The organism is Microcoleus sp. A006_D1 (assembly GCF_036702805.1).
Lineage (GTDB): Bacteria > Cyanobacteriota > Cyanobacteriia > Cyanobacteriales > Microcoleaceae > Microcoleus.
Map to the genome: position 1 here is coordinate 82644 of NZ_JAUBVZ010000015.1, position 22072 is coordinate 104715.

Here is a 22072-nt window from a genome sequence, read left to right on the forward strand (position 1 = left end):
ACCTTAATTCGAGTTTTAAATGGAGATTTTAGGTGAAAAAGAGTCGATCGCACCCCTATGCTGACAATTCCTAACGCTAACTCTCGATCGCAAATCTTAAATTTTAAGTCTAAATTTGATTGTGTCACCAACATAGCAAAGACTGACAGTAAGTGTCGAAACACAGGAATTTTAAACGCCAGAAAATTATGAGCGATCGAATAATTGTCCATACCATCGGTTTAACTGGGGGCATCGCCACCGGAAAAACCGCTATATCTAATTATCTGACAGATACCTGTGGATTTCCGATTTTAGATGCCGATATTTACGCCCGCGAAGCTGTGCACCCAGGTTCGCCAATACTGGACTCTATTGTAGAACGATACGGCGCTGATATTTTGCTCCCCGACGGCAATTTAAATCGGCCAGAGTTGGGAAATATTATTTTTTGTAACCCAGCCGAGCGTCAGTGGTTGGAACAACAGATTCACCCTTACGTGCGCCGCCGATTTGTTGAGGAAACTCAAAGCTGCATTGCTGCATTAAGTCATGTATCCCAAAACACACAGGACTTAGGTACAAAAACTCAAGAAACCGGGTTTTTTCACCGTTATCACGAGCTAGAACGAAGTATTGTTGAAAAAAAACCCGGTTTCTGCGCCACGACTGACACGTTAACTTTGGTTTTGGTAGTGCCGCTGCTGTTTGAAGCTAACATGACTGATTTGTGTACAGAAATTTGGGTGGTGTACTGTTCGCCCGCAGTGCAGTTACAACGGCTGATGCAGCGAGACGGCTTGAATTGCGATCGAGCGTCGGCCCGAATTAACGCCCAGATGTCACTAACTCAAAAGTGCCAACAAGCTGATGTTGTTTTGGACAACTCGTCAACCCTCGACTCCTTGTTCCTACAAATAGATGCGCAAGTCAGTCGATTTTCCATTTTCGATTTTTGATTTTTGATTTGAGATTAACTGGCGATATCGGTTGAAAACTGATTTCTATAATCCCTGCGCGCAATTCTTGAATGGTTGCGTCCTCATATCAATAAATTATGAAGTTAATCTGAAGAGCCGTAAAAATTTACAATTTGCGGTTTTCGTTTCCTGGTTTGAAGAGCATTTAAAGAGGATTGCAGGGGTTAAATTCTGCTTGTTGCCCGCAAACAGCAGGCAACTCGAACTTATGAGCGAACAAGCGAGCTAAATGAGGGGTTTCACCCCGTTTTGACGAAAAATCAAAAAAATTGCAGGTGCCGTCAATTACTAATTGATGGTTTCGCCACAATTCATTTTTTTTAGCCTGATAGCAGAGTAGAAGCTGTGTATCAAGAAGTGGAAAATACGACACGGAACTCTATGATGCGCCTCTACTCTTCTATCCTGATGTCAAGCCTGTTACTGAGCGGCACCGCAGTTAAGGCTCAAAGCATTGAAACTCGATCGACCTTTTTTGCTCGAGACAGCTCTGTTCCCGAAATTATCACCGCTCTAGCCGACACTCAGATTTTTTACGCAGATACCGATAAAGATGTAGCGCCAGAACCAGGTACCGGGAGGAGATAAACCCGAAAAAAATGATTGTTGTCTGTTGGAAATTAGGGGGATATGGGGAGAATGAGAGAGTGGAAAATTGGGAGAGGAGGAGAAAACTTGAAGATTTCGATCCCATAATTCAGGATTTAGGCACTGAGTACCAAAAAACCGATTTTTTAGCCGTATTTGACGAATCAAAACCTAATTTTTGGCTTGGCAGGTTTTTCTGCCAAGCGTCCTCAAGATATCAGACACCACAAACGGGCGCGAAATGTTGCACTCAAAAAATAAAGGTAAAGCGCGAGTAGGAATCTGGCGCTTTACCTTTATTTTTTAAACTTTTGCAGCTTTAATCTTCTGCCGGAGCTTCGCCGCCAACCACGACATCGCGAATCCGCAAACTCGGGCCACCGCAGCCCACGGGTAAACCGCTTTGTCCTCCCTTGCCGCAGCCGCCGGATTCATCCCAGTAGAAATCGTCGCCGATCGCCTCAATATCCGCTAAAGTGCTGAAAACATTACCCGAAAGAGTTACATCCCGCACCGGATTGTCCAGTTTCCCGTCGCGGATCATCCAAGCTTCACCGGCGCTGAAAGTAAACATTTCGCCGTTAGTCATGCCGCCTTGCCAATTGCGCGCATAAACACCTTCTTCGATCCCAGAAAATAAGTCAGCAACAGGCGTGTCACCCCGTTCGATCCAAGTATTCGTCATGCGGACGATCGGCGGATAGTGATAATTTAAACAGCGAGCGTTACCAGTAGGCGTTTCTCCCAACTTGCCCGCAGTTTCCCGCGAGTGCAGCCGCCCGACTAAAGCACCGTCTTTAATCAACTGAGTAGTAGTCGCCGGAGTCCCTTCATCGTCGTAGAAATAGCTGCCTCGGTGTCCCTCTGGCGCTGCACCGTCGAAAATTTGCAAATTTTTGGGGCCAAACTGGCGGCCGAGGGTCATAATTTCCAAAATGTCGGGATTTTCGTAGGCCATGTCCGCTTCGGAAAGGTGTCCGAAGGCTTCGTGGACGAACAATCCGCTGAGTATTGGGTCGATGACGACGGTGTAGGTATTGCCTTGGACGGGGGGCAAGGCTAGGGAATCTACGGCGCGCTGGGCGGCGCTGCGAACTTGGGTGTCAAGTTCGGTTAAATCTTCGTAAGCTTTCCGGGAACCTGTGGTTTCGCGGCCGGTTTGTACGGTTTCCCCGCAGCGGGCGGTGGCGGCAAAGCGCATTTCCATGTCTGCCCAGCCTTGTTCGAGCATGGTTCCTTCGGAGGTGGCGAGGATGATGCGCTGGGTGCTGTCGCCGTAGCGCACGGAGATGGTGGCAATGCGGGGGTCTATGCTACGCAAAATGGCTGCGTAGCGATCGCACAATTGCTTTTTCTCAATTAGCGGCACCAAACGGGGGTCTGTTCCTGTCAACGGTAGGAAGCAAATGTCCTGTACGGGTGTAACTGGCGCGAGAATCGTTTCTTCTTCGCCGATCAGTTTGGCCGCGGCGATGGCTTCTTCGATTCTTTCGGCGAGGGTGGAAAGTCGGTTAAAACTGGCAAAGCCCCAGCCGCCTTTGTGACAAGCTCGGACTTGGCCTCCGATTGAGACTCCTTCGCTGAGGGTTTCAATTTTTTCGCCCCGCAGCAGGATGTCGGTTCCTTCGGCTTCTTCTAGTCGAATTGCTAGATAATCGACTTGGTTGCGGTAGCGTGCCATTAAGTCTGACAGCAGATTTTTCGAGTCGGCGATCGAGGTGGGCATGAATTTGCACTATTTAACTGCATCCATTTTGCACTTTTGCCGGGGCGATCGGGTTGATTCGTGCAAAATATCGCCCCAAGCGCGGAGATTGCGACTTATTTGTACGGTTCTGCCAATATCGATAGTTGACAAATGTGGATATCCTGTGAGTTAGGAGCAAGGCGCCAGAAATTATGCGGGATTTTTCTAGCCTGCTGGTGCTTGATTTCTTACTCCTGAAATTTCCTATACATAAATACTTCATCCTTCATGTCCGGTGAAGGTGGGTTTATAACTACTGTGAATACTTACTTTTTACCGACGATCAGCGAAATTTTAGCCTCCGAGGCTTTAGAAAATGACCTCAGTCCCTTTGATGCGAGGTTTGTCAGGGAAAATGGCCGCTCGAAGTGTCCGGGGAGCCGCGGGGCTTCTCGGCTGAAAGCGGAACACGAATGGTATGGGGCGATCGCCACTTTGAATCAAATGCTCGCCAAGCAAAAACACTGTCTCTCCCCAAATCCTAATTCCTGTCAGGGATTGGTTTTGTCGGGCCCGTCTTCGGTTTTGACAGAGCCCGCTGTGGCTTCGGGCTTTGCTAATTGGATTTTTACCAGTATTCCCGATAACGATGCAGCTTTGTGGTCTTTTCGTGCTAGACAAACTTTAGCTTTGCTGCCGGCTGCTCAGGAGCAAATATCTGCGCTTGCTGCTGCGCCTGCGCTGGCTTTGGCGATCGGCGATCCTTTGGCAAACGAACAGTTTTGTGTGGTTTTAACTGCTAGTTTTAGTCTGGTGATGGTTTTAGGCGAAAATGCTGCGGGCATTCCGGCTTTTCTATTTTCTTTCGATCCGCAAGTAGTCGCCAAAGCTTGGGAAGTTTTGCGGCGCCGGGTGACTGAAAGTGACTCTTTGCTTGCTAATTCTGAGGGCGGTCTGAATTTGCCAGCGAGCCAATTAACTAATAATTCTACTAAACTAGACGCGCTGTTCCAGCAGTTTTTGCCTGTTGCTCCAAACTATAAAACAGTGACGCTGTTCAGCCGCTTGTTGTTGAATAATTTGCCGATCGGGAAAGAGGAAGCAGGTAGGGTAAAGGATGAAAGATTGGATAATAGTTTCAAAGGCCGGCCAGATATCAAGTGCAAGTCTTCAATTCCTCTCGCGACTAAAGAGGTGGAATTGCTACAGGCGATCGCCCACGAAGTCCGCACTCCTTTGGCCACCATCCGCACTCTGACTCGATTGCTGCTGAAACGCCCCAAACTCGATGCAGTGGTGGTGAAGCGCTTGGAAACCATTGATGCTGAGTGTACCGCTCAGATCGATCGCTTCGGTTTAATTTTCCGCGCCGTAGAAATGGAAATGTCGCAAGCCAAAAATTCTGGGGTGCACCTAACAGCGATGTCCCTCGGTGAAGTGCTGCAAAATAGCATTCCGCGCTGGCAAAAACAGGCAAGTCAGCGCAACCACACTTTAGAAGTTATTGTGCCGCAAAAGTTGCCTGCGGTAGTCAGCGATCCGACGATGTTGGATCAGGTTTTAACTAATTTGATTGAGAATTTTACTCGCACTTTGCGATCGGGGAGCCGCATTCAGGTGGAGGTGACTTTGGCGGGCGATCAGTTAAAGTTGCAGTTGGAATCGGAACATTTATCGGAAGGTAATGGCGCATCGACTTTTGCATCGGCGAATGCTCCTTTGCGATCGATCGGGCCTTTGTTGATGGTACAGCCGGAGACGGGAAGTTTGAGCTTAAATTTGAGCGTGACTAAGAATTTATTTCGGGCTGCTGGCGGGAAGTTGGTAATTCGCCAACGGCCCCAAAAGGGTGAGGTGATGACAGTATTTTTGCCGCTGCAATAGTCATATTATGCCCGCTCCACAACAAAATTGGTTTGTAGTGAGGACTTTAGTCCGCATAAATCTGAGGACTTTAGTCCTCAGTACAAACCTTATTTAAAAGTCAAGATTTTTAATCCATTAAAATCTCAATGACAAACTCCGTTCCTTCTCCCAATGCAGAAATACAACTCAGTTTACCCCCATGTTTTTCTTCAACGATCGACTTGGCGATCGCCAATCCCAATCCAGTGCCTTTCCCAACCTCTTTGGTAGTAAACAAATGGTCGAATATCCGCAATCTTACTGACTCGGGCATACCGGGGCCGTTATCTTTGATACGAATTGCTACGGTTGAAAGGTCGATCGACATTTGAGTATAAATGATAATTCGCCCCGGATCGGCCTCTAACTGCACATAGGTTCGCCCAACGCTCGCTGCATCCAAAGCATCGATCGCGTTAGCAATAATATTCATAAAAACTTGATTTAATTGACCGGGAAAACAATTAATTGCTGGCACATCACCATAGTTAGTAATCACTTCAATAGCTGGACGGTCGTTAGCCTTAAGGCGATGACGCAAGATTAGCACGGTGCTATCGATACCTTCATGGAGGTCAAATTTCTGCTTTTGATCGCTATCAGCACGGGAAAAAATGCGGAGGCTTTTACTAATAGATACGATGCGATCGCCCCCATCCTTCATGGATTTAACCAGTTTGGGCAAATCTTCCCGCAGATATTCTAGATCGATCGTGTGTAGCTCTGCCTCAATTGTCGCGCCGGGCTGGGGGAATTGTTGACGATATAAATCAATCAAAACAAATAAATCATTGATGCTATCTTGCACAGCATTGACATTACCCACCACACAAGCAATAGGATTGTTGATTTCATGGGCAACGCCCGCTACCAGTTGTCCTAGGGTGGAGAGTTTTTCTTGCTGCACCAATTGCAATTGAGCTTTCTGCAAGTCATGAGTACGTTCTGCCACTCGTTGTTCTAAGGTGTCAGTGAGTTGCTTGAGGCGCCAGTGAACATTCACCCTGGCTAATACTTCCTCCGGCTCAAAAGGTTTGGTAATGTAGTCCACCGCCCCCAAGGACAAGCCTTTGATTTTATTCTCGGTATCTGCTAAAGCCGTCATGAAAATTACTGGGATACCTTTGGTATCCGGGTTTGCTTGGAGGCGGCGGCAGGCTTCAAAACCGTCCATTTTGGGCATTTGCACGTCGAGTAAAATTAGATCTGGGTGAGCATAGGCCACCATAGCTAGGGCTTCTTCGCCATCCACTGCCATGCGAACTTTGTAGTTTTCTGATTTCAAGGTTTTGGAGAGGACAGACAAGTTAGCTGCATTGTCATCCACAATCAAAATAAAAGGATTGGTTGAGTTAGGCATAGTTTCTACTGCTACAGATTAAGCGAGATATTGCTGAATAAATGCCCGTAGCTGTTGTAGTTCGCAGGCCTCCGCAAGCTGGATCAGTTTTTGGAAAAAAGCAGTTGTCTCCCCATCTGGGATTTGGTCTGCAATTTCCATTACCCCATCTAGATCGCCGACTTGGGCTAGTTGAGAAAGTTGGGTTAATATAGCGTGAGATGGTGGTTTAATTTCTTGAGCGACATCAAGCTCATTTAGTTGCTTGCCTTTCTTCTCTTCGTAAATCCAGTCTAACTCTAAATATTTTTGCACTTGTTCTAGCAAGGTTTCAGCTTGAATGGGTTTGGGTAAGAAATCATTGCCGCCGGCTTTAATGCTATTGTGGCGATCGAGATCGAACACACTGGCCGAAGAAACCAGCACGATGTGATGTTGTAGTTCTGGATGCGATACTCCTTCGGAGTCGCTTCGCGATCGCAATTTCTGCAAAAACTCAAACCCATCCATAACTGGCATTGCCAAATCGGTAATAATCAAATCCGGTGCTGTCTGTAAAACTTGCTCCAGTCCTTCTTGTCCGTTACTAGCTTCAATAATTGTAAAACCAATTGGTTCCAAAAGATTGAGCAACACCGAACGGTTTTCCCAGCGGTCATCGATCAATAAAATTTTGCGTCGAACGCCAGCATAGCCTACGATCGCCCCTTGTGACACAACTCTCGAAGCCGCAGCCCAATCCCTAACTTCGGGCAATTCCACTTCAAAAGAAAAGGTGCTACCTTCGGCTGAAATGCTCTTAACTTTAATTTCACTATCCATCAACGAGACAATTCTATGACTAATTGCTAGTCCTAATCCAGTACCTTCGGATTTTTTTTTGATATCACCTACCTGTTCAAATGGCAAGAAAATTTTTTCTACTTGTTCTGGATTCATGCCAACTCCGGTATCTTTCACCGAGAAACGGAGGGTAGAAAAATCTGGTTTCTCAGTTGCTTCGACTCTCTCAACTAGGAACGTGACACTGCCTTGATTGGTGAATTTAATCGCATTACCCAATAGATTAATTAATACCTGACGCAAACGCTTTTCATCAGCAAGAACTCCCATAGGTAAGTTATCATCTGGGAGGAACTCGAAGGTAATTCCTTTTTGTTCTGCCCGAATAGAGTTGATTTCTACAACGCCTTGGAGAAAGGAAGGAAAGTAGAATGAGGCGGGATGGATTTCTAGTTTACCGGCTTCGATTTTAGAGAGGTCAAGGATATCGTTGATTAAAGTCAGTAGGTGAGATCCACACTGATAGATGATATCGACGCCACTGCGTCCTTTTTCGCTCATCGATTCGCTGCGTTGTAGAATCTGAGCGTAGCCGAGGATGCCGTTGAGGGGTGTGCGGAGTTCGTGGCTCATGTTGGCAAGGAATTCGCTTTTGGCTTGATTGGCAGAATCGGCGGTTTCCTTTGCCTGTTGGAGTTCCATAGTCCTTTCTGCGACGCGATCTTCGAGTACAGTAAATGAGGTTTTGAGCTGTGCTGCCATTTGGTTGAACGATCGCGCCAATCCTTCTAATTCATTAATTCCTGTTACTTCCACGGGGCGATCGAGGTCTCCGGTGGCGATCGCCTCACTCGCTTTTTGGAGACGGATAATCGGGGCTGTAATCCAGCGTGATGTCAGAATTCCCAGCACTGTTGCTACACATAAGGCGGCCAAACACAAGACAATCGTGGTGCGGGTGTTGGCATTGATCTGTGCCATGAACGTAGATTCGGGAACCGTTATTATTACCAGCCAATCTAGACCCTGATCATCTTTCCAAGGCGTAACTTGGACAAACTGCTTTTCATTATTAAAGATAAAATCGAATTGTTGAGTTGTCCGAGTAACACCAAGGCTACCCATCTTTGTTTTTAAGTATTGGGCAGTAGCCTGAACCCGACGATCTTTGCTCTCAGTCGCCTTGAGCCGCTTCACCTTGTTATCAACACGCTCATAAAAATTTTCTTTGCTCGAAGTAGCTACCAGTGTGCCATCTCGTTCAACGATCAAGATCCGGCTGTCATCGTTACTCTTTAACTTGCGTAAAAACTGACTGATACTAGATACCAATACATCAACCCCAACAGCGCCAATTAGGTTTTGATTGCGATCGAATACAGGCTGCCCTTTACCGATACAAACGACTGTTTTATCATTAATACTCCAAGCATAAATTTTACCCCAGGCTGGCTTTCTGGCTTCCATCGCAACTTGATACCAACCTTCTTCCCTAAAATCATATTCAGGAACCTTTCTGAGAAGTTTGATGCGATCGCCCCATTGATTGGCCGTAAAATTGTAGTTAATATTTTCTGTGGCCGGCGATATTTCACTGATCATAATCTGCCGCTGAGTGACTTGAGGATTTATGCCTGCACCTGCGTATTGACCGTTGGGCAACCCATAATTGATGTAGGCCACGTCATACAATGCCATTTGCCCCCAAAAAAAGCGCCCCACGCTAGGTAAATCATCAGTCTTCAGCAAACCAGACTGGAAGGAATCAATGGTTGCTTGGTTAATTTTGTCCGGCACGGTAAGATAGGTTTCCAGATGTTGAGCAACGCGATTACTTACTTCATTACGCAACTGAGCAGCTAGGTCGTTGACAGCGCGTTGTCCGTTGCGTAAGGATAAATATCCAGTCAGACCAACCGCCACGCAAATTTGCAGGACAAATGGCACGACTAGCAATGCTCGTAGTGGTAAACCATAGATGAAATAGCGATCGCGAGTCTTTTTGGCGGCGGAAGACATACTGGTATTCCTTTGAAAAAGTTAAGTCAGAGACAAGAGTCTATCTAGTATATTTTTATACGGTTTTTGATGACTCTGTTGTAATTTAGGTCACAACTCAATTAGGGCGATCGCCTATTTCCAGAGTAGGAATACGAATAATGAATTCTGTACCCTGTCCTAGGGTTGATTCTACGTCTAAAGTTCCTACGTGGGTTTCGACTACAATCTGACGGGCGATCGCCAATCCCAATCCCGTGCCTTTCCCAACCTCTTTGGTAGTAAACAAATGGTCGAATACCCGCAATCTCACTGAGTCAGATAGACCAGGCCCATTATCTTTGATACTAATTGCTACGGTTGAAAGGTCGATCGACCTTTCAGTACAAATCATTATTCGCGCAGGATTGGCTTGCAGTTGGGCAAAGGTTCGCCCAACGGCTGTATCCAAAGCATCGATCGGGTTGGCGATAATATTCATAAACAAATGTTGGCGGGTTTAATGTCTTTGTGAATGATGCGGTGGCGGTAAAGTATATCTGATGTATTGCTTAAGTCGATCGCGATTTGGAAAAACTCGATTAAATTGGGTAGACTTTCCCCTTGCCTCGTCCACTCCTTCAGAGACATTCCCCCAAAGTCTTCGACAATCAACGCATAGCCATTCTGTTGACACTCCTTGGCGTGAACGCACAAGGATTCTTAGTTCTTAGACCGGACTTAACTCAAGAACATTGCTGCACCTGAAGAGAGAGATCCAGTCTCCCTAAGCGTTCACGATCTTCAAATGGATCGAAGTTCCGACGTGCCCCGTCGTACTTATCCCGCGATTTAGGATATTAATTGCGGCATTATGATCTCTGTCCATCTCACACCCACACTGACAAATATGGGTTCGAGTGGATAGAGATTTCTTGACCACAACACCACAACTGCTGCATTCTTGGCTTGTGTAAGCTGGATTTACCGCAATGGTAATCCGACTAAATACCTTTCCGAAATATTCTAAGAACATTCTGAACTGATACCAAGAAGCATCGCTAATCGATTTTGCTCTCGCAGTGGTTTTTAACCATGTTAGACACTCTCAAATCTTCATAGACTACTACATCGTTTGATGTGATTACGCACCTTGCTAACTTAACAACATGGTGCAATACGATTGTCTACTTATTTTGAGATGTCGCTTACCTAAAATCACTCTAGCTTTACGGCGATTTAAACCACCTTTTACTCTCCGGCTTACAAGACGTTGAGCGCGTTTTAACCGTGCTTCACCTCTACGCAGAAATCTAGGGTTGGGAACCATTTCGCCATTTGAATCAGTGTAAAACTCTTTAAGTCCCACATCTAATCCAATCGTTTTGCCTGTCATTGGAACGAGTTCTACTCGGTCTACTTGGATACAAAACTGGACGTAATATCCATCGGCTCGTTTAATTAGTCGAATTCGTTTGATTTGGTCTGGCTGGTAGAAATTGAGATCGCGAGTCCCTTTTAGCTTCAGCTTGCCAATGGAGCACTTATCCGTAAATGTAATTGATTTCCTATCTTCTGCTAGCTTCCAAGAATTAGTTTTATATTCAACTGATCGACAGTCTTTTTGGAATTTAGGAAAACCAACCTTCTTACCTTTAATGCCCTTTTTGACATGATCGTAAAAACGGGAAATACTAGCCCATGCTCTCTCCGCACTTGCCTGTCGAGCCATTGCACCTAACTTATTAGCAAAGTCAAATTCTCTCTTCCCAAATTGCACAATATTTAGAAAGATCGAACCAAGATTTTGCACCACCATCCATCCACAGCCGGATTGATTTATTGCGAATGAATTGACAAATTCTAATCGCTTCATCGATCGACTGAAACTGATTTGGTTTTGCGTAAGCCTTGAATTCGAGAACAAGCATTTTTCTATTCCTCCTGTTCCTATAAGAGCATCGCTCGTCATAGGAATACTCAACGCTCTGTCAGAATTCGGAGAAAGTCCCCCTTGAAGGGGGAGGCTCTAACCCCAAATTTTTGGTAGGGTTCTAAGCTGTAGGTTTGGATGATTCCGGGTAAATTTAGGTTTTTGGCGATCGTGTACTGATTGCGAAATTGCACCAGTTCGCTGAAGCTGGGATACTCGCTCCGCAAGACTTTGATGATGACGGGTGTTTGATCGCAGAGGCGAGTTCCGCGATAAACTAGGGTGCGAGTCCCTGAGTAAATGCGATCGAGAATTTGATAGCCAGTTAGTTCTATCATAGCGATCGCTCTTTTTTGTTAAAGTATTTTGTACGATCGTTTTCACTATAATTTCCCCCTTGATTTGATTTATCCAGGCGCTAGATCGTGTTTGCCGACCCTAGACTCTCAACAAGTCATGAACCCGCAAGATATTTCGGGGCATACCTTTTTGAGCTTTACAACCAGATTACCAGAAATCCTTACGAGATGAACTTTCAGCCACTTATCAGAGTTTGAGAGACTACTGCTGTCGAGCGGTATCAAGCATTCGGAAAAACTTCCGCTGAAAACATACGGCGCAGAATCTCGTAGAAGGGTTCGCAATACTTCGCTTGTTCTGGTGACAGACAGGCACAAATTTCCTTGCGCAGTAAGTGAGTCATTTGGCTGACAAGTTCCCAACTGACATTGAGTTTAGGGTAAATCATCACGCACAGCGGAAACAGTTCCGTCTCTAGGGCGTGTAGATTGCGTTCCAGGAGACAAACCCACATATAGACTTGAAACATCTCGACATCGCGGATGCTGGATGTGCGGATATGTGGGCTGTTGAGAGGCCCAGAATGACAACGATAGCGTGGGTATAGTTGATTCACCCGATCGACCACCCGTTCAGAAATCTTGGTCATCGTCGGAATCAGTACCCGTACCGATTGTACCGCCACCGAATCCGGTGGATGATTCGCCGCGGCTTGGTAGGCGCGTTGCAGTGGCATATACAGATGATCGTCGAGAATCTTGACGTAGTTAAGAAAGTTCTCCTGCTCGCCGTCGGGGAGCAAGTCCATCAACTGTATTCCAGTGTAGTGATACTGCATGGCTACAAAGCCCAGGACGCGGGGATCAATTGCTGTGACTTGCTTTCGGACTTCACCGAGAACTGGGCTGACTTTGGTGACAATACTATAGGGTGGTAGTTGCTGAGCATAGGCTTCGATCGCAAACTTGTAGACTTTATGAATGCCACCAGAAATCTGCCAGGGATCAATGAGATCGCCATCAATTCCGTGATTAACTAACTCTTGCGCCAGCAAATTATCTGTTTTAGTCCAGGATTTTGCGCTCACAGAACGCAGTGAGTCCAACATTCTTTTTGCCATTCCGGCACGTCGTCGATCGACAAAGCGATCCTCACCAGCAGATCCTGGGGCAGGGCCTTTCATCTGCTGCATATATTTTTGAGCAAATGAAACAGATAAGTCTACCGAAGGTGACAGAGGATCGAATGATGTGGAGTGAACCAAATAGGGATAATTAGTCATGGATTTAGTGTTGACTCCGTAAGAGTTTGATTGCGATAATTTGTTTTGTTGGTTACAGATGCGATGTCTGCGATGATATTGATGTTAAGAGCAGATTGAATGTGATCTCGAATGTGATATAGCCTTTCTCAGAAAGATGAGGTACGCGAACGGCATAGGGCATAGGGCATAGGGCATAGGGCTATGGGCTATGGGCTATGGGCTATCCTCACCACGCTTGAGAACCGCTATATTGAGTGATTTAGATCATGACCATCGCTATTTTTGTTAAAGTGTTTTATACAATTATAATTGTGCCAATCAAATTTTATCTGAGTATAATTACTGATTTATTATGTTTTATTTGTTAATTGTTATTTGTTAAGTGTTATTTGTGATTGGTTGCTGTTAGAACCCCAACTTTTTTAAGAAGTCGGGGTTCTGGGTATTCTGTTAACTAACTGCTGACCCCGTTGATTCTTTCTTTCAGGGCATTTCGGGCTTGTTCTCGATCGTCAAAATGGACTTTTTCGGTGCCCAAAATCTGATAATCTTCGTGTCCTTTTCCTGCAATCAGCACGCCATCTCCGGGTTTAGCGTCCATGATAGCAGTACGAATTGCTGCGCTGCGATCGCACATCACGACGGGCTTTACGGTGGCGGGAATGCCTGCTAGAACGTCTTCTAAAATGCGATCGGGATTTTCGGTGCGTGGATTGTCGGAAGTAACAACAGCTAAGTCGGCCAACTCTGCCACGATTTTACCCATAATTGGGCGTTTCGTGCGATCGCGATCGCCGCCGCAACCAAACACACAAATCATTTGACCCGAAATAAACGGCCGCGAAGCCTTCAACAAGTTCTCTAAACTGTCAGGAGTGTGCGCGTAATCCACAATGACGCTAATATCTTGGTCGGGACTAATTTGCACTCGTTCCATCCGTCCCGGCACTCCCGAAAACTGAGATAATTTCTCCACAATTGCGGACAAATCTAAACCTAATTCCAAAACAGCACCGACAGCAGCCAACATATTTGATAAATTGAACTGACCGACTAAAGGCAAAACAAAAGCAGTTTCGCCCTTGGGAGTGTGCAGCAGTCCCTTAACTCCATTGGGCTGATATTGTAAATCTGAAGCATACAAATCAGCCGTTTTGTCGCTAGTGCTGTAACTCCAAACTCGGTCAGATTTGAGAGTTTCAACAATCCGCCGTCCGTAGGAGTCGTCAATATTAATTACAGCGCGATTTTTGAGGTAATCCGAACCAAATAAAAGCGATTTAGCCTCAAAATAATCTTCCATATCGCGGTGATAATCGAGATGATCTTGAGTCAAGTTTGTAAACACAGCAACTTCAAAAGTACACCCCAAAACTCGCTGCTGCGCTAAAGCGTGAGAACTGACTTCCATCACGCCGTGTTTGCATCCGGCTGCTACAGCTTCTGCTAGTTGTTTTTGCAGGTCAACCGCAAAAGGTGTAGTGTAAAGTGCAGTTTGTTGGAAGCCGGGCCAGCGAGTGTAAAGCGTGCCGAAAATTGCGGCCGGCAACTGCATTTGATTGAGCAAAAATTCGATTAAATGAGTTGTTGTAGTTTTGCCGTTAGTGCCGGTGACGCCGACAAGTTTTAATTTGTTAGCTGGATTGTCGTAAAATGCGGTTGCTATGCGACCGCAAACTTGAGCCATATCAGCCACTGGAATAACGCAGGGAAGCTTTTTTAGCCCCCCCTTGCTAAGGGGGGGTTGGGGGGGTGTTTTCTCGGCTGCTTGGGTGGAAATTATGGCGGCAATTGCACCGCTGGCGATCGCGCTTTGCCAAAAATCTCCTCCGTCTACGCGAGTTCCCGGCATTCCCAAAAACAAATCTCCCGCCCCACAAGCGTGGGAATTAGTCGATAAACCCTTGACTTCGGCATCGAGGGCCAGATGTTGGGCGTCAAAGGAAATGCCGGGAATTGCTGCTAATAATTCTCTTAAATTCATGTCGATCACTCCTCGCAAAACTGGGTTGAATCTATTTTGACTCATCGGTTTGCAAATATTTCTGTAACATTTGCTCCAATTGTCGGACTGTGCAGCGGGGAGAAGGACGAGGTAACGGTTGTTCAGGGGAGAATGCAGCATTGCCAGCAGAATTTATTGGCTGAGGCTGCACTTTAAACAAAACTGGCACTTCGTACTGATAAGCTTGAAACCAGTCATCGCGTTCGGTAATGTCTCGTACTTCCAATTGAAACTTGATGCTTTCAATCTGTTCGAGTTTTTCTTGCAACCCTTCACACAAGTGGCATCCGGGTTTGCTGTACAAAATTAATCGCATCATAACAGTACAATTAGACTTGATCTTAAATTATCGCAACTTGACAAACCCAACGCGAGCAATATCGAACTCACGTGTTTATTGGTGGCAATGTGCGATCAAAGCTATCTTATCATTGCCAGCGAACTAATTGCTCTGTTTGACTATCAATACGCAACTACAAGCAGATTTCTCTCTTTCTTTTATTTAAACCCACCTACTTGTAAATTTAGTTGTGATCTACTTGACTCATGAATCAAGCTTGAGTATAGTATAAAAGTAGCCCTACAAAAAAGGAGGCTGTATGGAGTTTACAGAATACGCAGAAGCCAAGCGAAAAGCAGTTAAAAAAATTAGCGCCGACATTCGAGAACGCTGGAACAATCGCATCGTGACGCGAGGATTGCACTTGATGGGTGAAGCGGGCGCTGTGCAGTATTTGGCTGATTATGGGCGCGGAATTGGTACGGCAAAAGTTATCGGTTTTGCACTGTGCGCGGAGTCGGAAGGATACCCGGAAATGGCGATCGGCTTTTGGAAAAGAGCGTTTGAATTGGAAACTGGAGAAAAGCCAACTAAAAACACTCCAAACAACTCTACCACCAATCCTGCTCCTGCGGCAAAATCAAAGACCGCTGCCAAAATAGAGACTGTCAGTAATCCGATTGTTCCCGAATTACCTCCGCACTTGCAGCCGGGAAGGGTTGTCACGATGCAGCCGGTTGACGCGCCGAGTGAACGTTCGTATTACATCGAAAATCCTGATTATTGGGGACAGCCCAAACGGGACGGCAACCGAGTTGTGGTCATTGCGACACCAGATAAGATATACTACCAATCGCGATCGACTAACCTGCGACAACAAGCATCAATTGCGATCGATCGCACATTAATCGACACAGCAGGTAAAATTGGCATTTTTGTTTTAGACGGCGAACTGTATTACAAAAGCTATACGGGCAGCGAACATCGCACTGGCGCGCAAGCTGCTACAGTTAATATTGAAAGCGGTTTTCCGACAACCCAGCCTACGGCAGTTTATGCCATTTTCAAATGTTTGTTTTCCCACGGCAAAGACTTGACTCCGTTGGCGGAATCCGAACGAATTACAGCCGGAGTTGCAGTTGGCGAAATGCTGGTAAGTTTATCTTCGGAATTTGAAATTGTACCGACATCTCGCACCGCAGCCGAAAAACTTTTGCTAGCCCAGCAGCAGGAAGCTGAAAACAGAGAAGGTGAAATTTGGGTTTTGCACAACTGTCGCTATGTCGGCGGAAAAGATGTTAAGAAGTTTCCGATGGTAAGAACCAAATACTGTCAGGAATACGACTTATTTATTGTCGGGTTGACTGCGACAAAAGTTGCGGGGCGGCCGTTTAGTGCGATCGAAGTTGCCCAAGAAATCGATGGCAAATTAGTTGCTGTGGGAACAGTGGGAACGGGCTTTAGCAGCGCGGAAATGCTGGAAATTGCCCGACTCTATGAGGCTAACCCCAAAAGTGTCAAAATTAAAGTGCGATCGCAGGGATTGACGGAAAGCGGCAAACTGTGGCACGCCCGATTCCTGGAGTTATGTTAAAATAGGACGGCGGTTGAAACCGCGTCTATACAAACGATGTCTGCCTCCGCAGACTGAATAAAATAACATAATTTTAGCCGTCCGGTTTTCAGTCATGTCCTAGCCGGATCTGCGAATTTAAACAAATATTATCGCACAAAATCAGCCGAGGACAAATCAATGGTTATCAGCAAAAACAATTTCTACATTTCTCCAGAAGAGTACCTAGAAGGCGAACGAGTAAGTCCCATCAAACACGAATACAGACGGGGACAGGTTTATGCAATGACTGGGGCAAAAAAGCCCCACATCGTTATTTCTAGTAATTTAATCATTCTGTTAGGGACTCATCTTCGGAATTCGCCCTGTTTAGTTCTAACATCAGATATAAAAGTTAGACTGGAAGAGGCAGATTGCTATTACTACCCCGATATAGCGGTAACTTGCGACGAAAGGGAGATAAATTCAACCGACGATTTCATTCTTTATCCGTCTTTGATTATTGAAGTCTTGTCGCCGTCAACGGCAAGTTTTGACAGAGGTGATAAATTTGCCGATTACCAAACTGCATCGAGTTTGCAGGAATATGTACTTATCAATCAATCCGAAATCAAAATTGAATGTTTTCGACTCACTCCTGACGGAAATTGGGTTTCTCAGATTTACCGACAAGGAGATGAGTTAGAGTTAATGAGTATAGATTTTCGCTGCCCGATCGAACAAGTCTATCAAAAAGTTCCCGGCATTATATTATGATGTATAAAACTTTTTTTTCAGCCACAATTTCCTCTCGTCTGCACCTTGAGATAAACCTTAAAACGCTGCTATCCCAATGATTAAAATTCTTCACCTTTCAGACATTCACATGGGAAGCGGCTTTTCCCACGGCCGGATTAATCCAGAAACCGGGTTAAATACGCGGCTGGAAGATTTCGCGGCGACGCTGAGCAAATGTATGGACAGAGCAATTTCTGAACCCGTAGATTTAGTCATATTCGGCGGCGATGCTTTCCCGGATTCGACGCCGCCACCGTTTGTAAAAGAGGCTTTCGCGCGCCAATTCAGCCGCTTGGTTGACGCGCAAATTCCGACGGTTTTGCTAATAGGAAATCACGACCAACATTCGCAGGGACAGGGCGGCGCGAGTTTGGGCATTTACCGGACTTTGGGAATACCTAAGTTTATTGTGGGCGATCGCCTGGAAACTCACCTGATACAGACCCGTAATGGAGCCGTACAGGTGGTTACGCTGCCTTGGTTGACGCGATCGACCTTAATGACGCGATCGGAGACTGAAAGCCTTTCTGTGAGCGATGTTAACCAATTGTTAACCGAAAAACTGACGATCGCCATGGAAGGCGAAATCCGCCGCCTCAACCCCGAAATACCAACCGTACTATTAGCGCACTTAATGGCAGATAAAGCAAGCTTAGGTGCAGAGCGTTTTTTAGCAGTCGGCAAAGGTTTTAACATTCCCGTTTCCATGCTAACACGCCCTTGTTTTGATTACGTTGCCCTCGGCCACGTCCACAAACATCAAAATCTTAATTTATCCAACAATCCGCCAGTAATTTATCCCGGAAGCATCGAACGAGTTGACTTTAGCGAAGAGAAAGAAGACAAAGGTTTTGTGTTGATAAATTTGGAACGGGGGAAAGCTGAGTGGGAATTTTGCACCTTACCTGTGCGAGTGTTTCTGACGATTAAGGTAAACGTGTCCGAATCGGAAAACCCGCAAGCTGACTTGGTTAAAGCCATTGGGAAGAAGGAAATCCAAGATGCTGTCGTGAGATTGATCTACCAATTGCGATCGGAACAATTAGACTTAATTGATAACGCAGAATTGCACGCACTTCTAGGCGAAGCCCACAGCTACACAATCCAACCGGAATTAGTCAGTCAGCTAGCAAGGCCGCGGTTGCCCGAATTGAATGCTAATAATAGTATAGAACCGTTAGAAGCTTTGAAAACTTATTTAGCAAGTCGCGAAGATTTGAAAGATATTACTGAGAGTATGTTAGAGGCTGCGCGGGATTTGTTGGGCATTGAAGAGGAAGTTCTAGTCGAATTTTAGGTAATATCATGTCTGATAAATTAACCATAATACTTGTAGGGGCGGGTTCACCAACAATCTGTGATTCAAATCCACAATATCTATAAACCCGCCCCGGCCTTAATTAACTACAATCTGCTATAATTTTTCTGTTGCCCTAGGGAAAGTAACTGTTCAGATGTATATGCTGTAGAATTGAGGTATCGACAATTGCAATGTTTTATCAGAGGTAAACATGAGAATCAATAAGATTTCAGTTACTAAACTTTTTGGGATCTTCAACCATCAAGTTTCCTTGAACATCGAAGATAGGATCACGATTATTCACGGGCCCAATGGATTCGGGAAAACAGCTTTACTCAGGATAATCAATGGATTCTTTAATTCGCGTTACTCAGAACTTCGCAGTATTCCTTTTGCAGAGTTCCGGGTAGACTTTGATGATTGCAGTCACCTGCAAGTAACTAAATCTATCGAGCAAACGAATGAAAATGAAAAAGACCAAAAATTAACGTTTCATTTTTATCGTGTAGGTGCAGAACCAGAAATGTTCTCACCGAATTCATTAACAAATTCAGGAGTAAAAATGGATTGGCATTTGAGTGCCACAGAAGATGAAGTAAATTCATTGATTCAATTTGGAGATCAAAATACAATTACGTCATTAGCCCCTTTAGAAAATATTGCCATTCCCTTTATTGAAACTTTTGAAAAATTCGCAAGGAAGTTTAAGAAAGAACCAAAGTGGTTGTCAGAGTTAAAAAGCTCTATCGACGTTCATTTTATAGAAACTCAGCGTTTGTTAACTCCCTCAAGTGTTCCTGAAGTAGCGGTAGATACGAAACATCCATCAATGATTCCCTCGGTTAATATATATTCTCAGGAACTCGCAGAAGAGATTCAAGTAAAATTGGCTGAATACGGTGCATTGTCTCAATCTCTTGAAAGAACGTTTCCTGCAAGAATTTTTAACAATAAAGCACCCTCCGAGCTAACAGAAGAAACACTTCGCAATAAACTAAATGAAATCGAGGAAAAGCGTTCTCATTTCAGAGAAACTGGTCTTTTAGATAAAGAGGAAAATTCAGAATTTCAAGTAGATCAAAATATTGATGGAGTCACAAAAAATATTTTGTCAGTTTATGTTGAAGATGTAGAACAAAAACTCATGGTTTTTGACGAACTCGCTATAAAAATAGAGCTTTTCCAAAGAATTATTCAAGAGCGATTTCTATATAAGCATATGAGTATCAGCAAAGATCAAGGTTTTACTTTTACAACGGCTGATGGTAAGCCTTTGTTGGCGACAGACTTATCTTTCGGAGAACAGCATGAATTGGTAATGCTTTACGAGTTGTTATTCAAAGTCAAACCTAACTCTTTGGTTCTCATTGATGAGCCAGAAATTTCGCTGCACATAGCATGGCAAGTCGATTTTCTCAAAGATTTACAAGCAATTATTAAGTTGGCAAACTTTGACGTGCTTATCGCAACTCATGCTCCAAGTATTATAGACGATCGCTGGGATTTAACAGTGGAATTGAAAGGGCCTGTTGCATGAGAGAACAGATTAGCCCCAACTACATTGCCAACCAAATTCGCTTACTGAGAACTCAATCTAAATATACTGGATCTTTTGTAATTGCTGAGGGAGATACAGATGCGCGGGTGTGGAAAAACTTGGTAGACTCCACAAAGTGTCGTGTGGAAATTGCCTATAATAAGGACAATGTTGTAAAAGTGCTCAATATCCTGGAAAAGGATAACTTTGCGGGCGTGTTGGCTATTGTTGATGCTGATTTTTGGATACTAGAAGGTACTTTTCCATCTAGTTCTAATTTACTCTTAACTGATACTCACGATCTTGAAACTATGCTGCTGAAATCGCCGGCACTTGAAAAAGTTCTTTCCGAACATGGTTCCGAAGAAAAAATCAATAATTTTGGTAAAGATATTCGCCAGACTTTACTGGAAAGTGCTAAAGTTATTGGTTATTTACGATGGGCTTCGTTAAAGTTTAATTATGCTTTGAAATTTGAAGGTTTAGCTTTTAGTAAATTTATAGATGATAAAACCTTGGCACTAAATGAGTCAAAGTTGCTGCAAACTGTGAAAAATAACTCTCAAAAACTGGGACTTGATGAAGCAGAAATTATAGCCAAGATGGATAGCTTAAAAACAAATGCTCAAGATATGTGGTATGTTTGTTGTGGTCACGATATGATTTGTATTTTGTCGATCGCACTTTGTAAAGCCCTAGGCACGCGCAACTCCAAGCAAGTTGAGCCAGATGTACTAGAAAAAGACCTCAGACTTGCTTACGAGTCCCCTCATTTCCGGCTGACACAACTCTACACAGCGATTCAAGACTGGGAAAAAACCAATCAACCCTTCCGTACTTTCTAGCCTGTAGCTTCAACTTTCCCAAAAACCTCACCCGCAGCCAACCGAGTGCCATTGGCAAAATCCACCCCAGACTGCACCTTTTTTCCCGCCAACTGCACCTCCCGCAATAATAACAAACCGTCGCCAGTTTGGACGATCGCGCCAAAGCCCTTCACAACCCTGACAACTTCACCATTTGCGCCCGACAACTGATCCAAAACAGGCCAATCGCGCTCCAAAATCCTCAACTCCGGCGGCAATTGCAGCCAATATTCCGGCCCCACCGGCACAGTAGCAATCACCTTCAAAGCATTACCGCGAAAAGTCGTTGTACAATCTGGGAAAAAACCCCTAACTTGATTATGAAGGGCGATCGCACTTTTCGACCAATCCAGCACACAATCATCACCCTTAATCATCGGCGCATAAGTCGCCTCAGCATCATCTTGAACAACCGCTTTAACTTCCCCATCCCTCAATTTTATCAAAGTTTCCACCAACAAATCCGCCCCCACTTCCGCCAACCTATCCCCCAAAGAATCAGCATTATCCAACAGTGAAATCCCAGCAAAAACCTTCAACAAAATCGCCCCAGTATCCATCCCAGCATCCATAAGCATAGTAGTAATACCAGTCTCCTTTTCCCCATCAAAAAGACACCGCTGAATCGGTGCCGCCCCGCGATACTTCGGCAAAATTGAACCGTGAACATTCACACAAGCCAAACTAGGAATATCCAGAATTTCTTGAGAAAGAATCTGGCCGTAAGCCACCACCACAAACACATCAGCCTCCGCTTCCCGCAACTTAGTAATAGTTTCCGCATCCTTCTTAATTCGGCGCGGCTGCCAAACTGGGAGACTATGATTTAATGCCACATCTTTTATAGGTGAAGGCCTCAACTTATTGCCCCTTCCCCGGCGCTTATCCGGCTGAGTCACCACACCCACCACCTCAAAATCCGGGTGACTCAGCAAACTGGATAAAGTAGGTACAGCAAAGTCAGGAGTGCCAAAAAAGACAATTTTCATAGATTTTTAG

The 22072-nt window shown here is 45.0% G+C and carries 16 protein-coding genes and 3 pseudogenes; 8 read left to right on the forward strand and 11 right to left on the reverse strand.

Annotated features, from left to right (window positions below; genetic code table 11):
• Positions 1–188 precede the first annotated feature (188 nt).
• Positions 189–938: a dephospho-CoA kinase gene (gene coaE / locus QUB68_RS23035; protein ID WP_332996796.1), complete on the forward strand. Its 750-nt coding sequence runs from the start codon at positions 189–191 to the stop codon at positions 936–938.
• A gap of 405 nt (positions 939–1343) precedes the next feature.
• Entirely contained in the window at positions 1344–1547 is a 204-nt protein-coding gene (gene patX / locus QUB68_RS23040) for a heterocyst-inhibiting protein PatX (protein WP_442923116.1), read from the forward strand.
• A 319-nt stretch (positions 1548–1866) separates the two neighbouring features.
• On the opposite strand, the gene QUB68_RS23045 is transcribed toward patX, so the two are convergent.
• Positions 1867–3273, reverse strand: coding sequence for a TldD/PmbA family protein (locus QUB68_RS23045; RefSeq protein ID WP_332996800.1), 1407 nt, complete (start codon positions 3271–3273; stop codon positions 1867–1869).
• Between the two features lie 279 nt (positions 3274–3552).
• Here QUB68_RS23045 and QUB68_RS23050 point away from each other — a divergent pair, with 279 nt between their 5' ends.
• Positions 3553–5118 (forward strand): sensor histidine kinase, encoded by a 1566-nt coding sequence (locus QUB68_RS23050; RefSeq protein WP_332996802.1) that lies wholly within the window; start codon positions 3553–3555, stop codon positions 5116–5118.
• A gap of 109 nt (positions 5119–5227) precedes the next feature.
• On the opposite strand, the gene QUB68_RS23055 is transcribed toward QUB68_RS23050, so the two are convergent.
• From QUB68_RS23055 to QUB68_RS23095, 9 genes and pseudogenes are all read right to left on the reverse strand, one after another.
• Complete coding sequence (locus tag QUB68_RS23055) at positions 5228–6499, reverse strand: hybrid sensor histidine kinase/response regulator (RefSeq protein ID WP_332996804.1); 1272 nt, start codon at positions 6497–6499, stop codon at positions 5228–5230.
• Between the two features lie 18 nt (positions 6500–6517).
• On the reverse strand, positions 6518–9280 hold the full coding sequence (locus QUB68_RS23060; protein WP_332996806.1) for a hybrid sensor histidine kinase/response regulator: 2763 nt from the start codon (positions 9278–9280) through the stop codon (positions 6518–6520).
• 97 nt (positions 9281–9377) lie between these two features.
• Positions 9378–9746, reverse strand: a pseudogene (locus QUB68_RS23065) (sensor histidine kinase); the annotation flags it as partial.
• Positions 9737–9955 (reverse strand): hypothetical protein, encoded by a 219-nt coding sequence (locus QUB68_RS23070; RefSeq protein ID WP_332996810.1) that lies wholly within the window; start codon positions 9953–9955, stop codon positions 9737–9739. The gene QUB68_RS23070 and the pseudogene QUB68_RS23065, both read right to left, overlap by 10 nt.
• A 70-nt stretch (positions 9956–10025) precedes the next feature.
• Positions 10026–11169: pseudogene (locus QUB68_RS23075) on the reverse strand (RNA-guided endonuclease InsQ/TnpB family protein).
• A gap of 112 nt (positions 11170–11281) precedes the next feature.
• Positions 11282–11509 (reverse strand): annotated as a pseudogene (locus QUB68_RS23080) (serine/threonine protein kinase); the annotation flags it as partial.
• A 242-nt stretch (positions 11510–11751) separates the two neighbouring features.
• Positions 11752–12753: a hypothetical protein gene (locus QUB68_RS23085; protein WP_332996814.1), complete on the reverse strand. Its 1002-nt coding sequence runs from the start codon at positions 12751–12753 to the stop codon at positions 11752–11754.
• A gap of 436 nt (positions 12754–13189) precedes the next feature.
• Positions 13190–14719 carry a UDP-N-acetylmuramoyl-L-alanyl-D-glutamate--2,6-diaminopimelate ligase gene (locus QUB68_RS23090; protein WP_332996816.1) on the reverse strand — a complete coding sequence of 510 codons (1530 nt, stop codon included), beginning with the start codon at positions 14717–14719 and terminating at the stop codon, positions 13190–13192.
• A gap of 31 nt (positions 14720–14750) precedes the next feature.
• Positions 14751–15056, reverse strand: coding sequence for a glutaredoxin family protein (locus QUB68_RS23095; RefSeq protein ID WP_332996883.1), 306 nt, complete (start codon positions 15054–15056; stop codon positions 14751–14753).
• A gap of 283 nt (positions 15057–15339) precedes the next feature.
• On the opposite strand from QUB68_RS23095, the gene QUB68_RS23100 reads away from it, so the two are divergent.
• The 5 genes from QUB68_RS23100 to QUB68_RS23120 all read left to right on the forward strand — a co-directional run bounded on the left by QUB68_RS23100 (position 15340) and on the right by QUB68_RS23120 (position 21052).
• Positions 15340–16614 carry an ATP-dependent DNA ligase gene (locus QUB68_RS23100; protein ID WP_332996818.1) on the forward strand — a complete coding sequence of 425 codons (1275 nt, stop codon included), beginning with the start codon at positions 15340–15342 and terminating at the stop codon, positions 16612–16614.
• Positions 16615–16773: 159 nt separating this feature from the next.
• Positions 16774–17349: a Uma2 family endonuclease gene (locus tag QUB68_RS23105; RefSeq protein ID WP_332996820.1), complete on the forward strand. Its 576-nt coding sequence runs from the start codon at positions 16774–16776 to the stop codon at positions 17347–17349.
• A gap of 76 nt (positions 17350–17425) precedes the next feature.
• Complete coding sequence (gene sbcD, locus QUB68_RS23110) at positions 17426–18667, forward strand: exonuclease subunit SbcD (protein WP_332996822.1); 1242 nt, start codon at positions 17426–17428, stop codon at positions 18665–18667.
• A gap of 214 nt (positions 18668–18881) precedes the next feature.
• Positions 18882–20207, forward strand: coding sequence for an AAA family ATPase (locus QUB68_RS23115; protein WP_332996824.1), 1326 nt, complete (start codon positions 18882–18884; stop codon positions 20205–20207).
• Complete coding sequence (locus tag QUB68_RS23120; RefSeq protein WP_332996826.1) at positions 20204–21052, forward strand: DUF4435 domain-containing protein; 849 nt, start codon at positions 20204–20206, stop codon at positions 21050–21052. The genes QUB68_RS23115 and QUB68_RS23120 overlap by 4 nt, the downstream gene beginning before the upstream one ends.
• Here the strand turns inward: QUB68_RS23120 and fmt are convergent.
• Positions 21049–22062: a methionyl-tRNA formyltransferase gene (gene fmt / locus QUB68_RS23125; RefSeq protein ID WP_332996829.1), complete on the reverse strand. Its 1014-nt coding sequence runs from the start codon at positions 22060–22062 to the stop codon at positions 21049–21051. The genes QUB68_RS23120 and fmt overlap by 4 nt on opposite strands.
• Between the last annotated feature and the right edge of the window lie 10 nt (positions 22063–22072).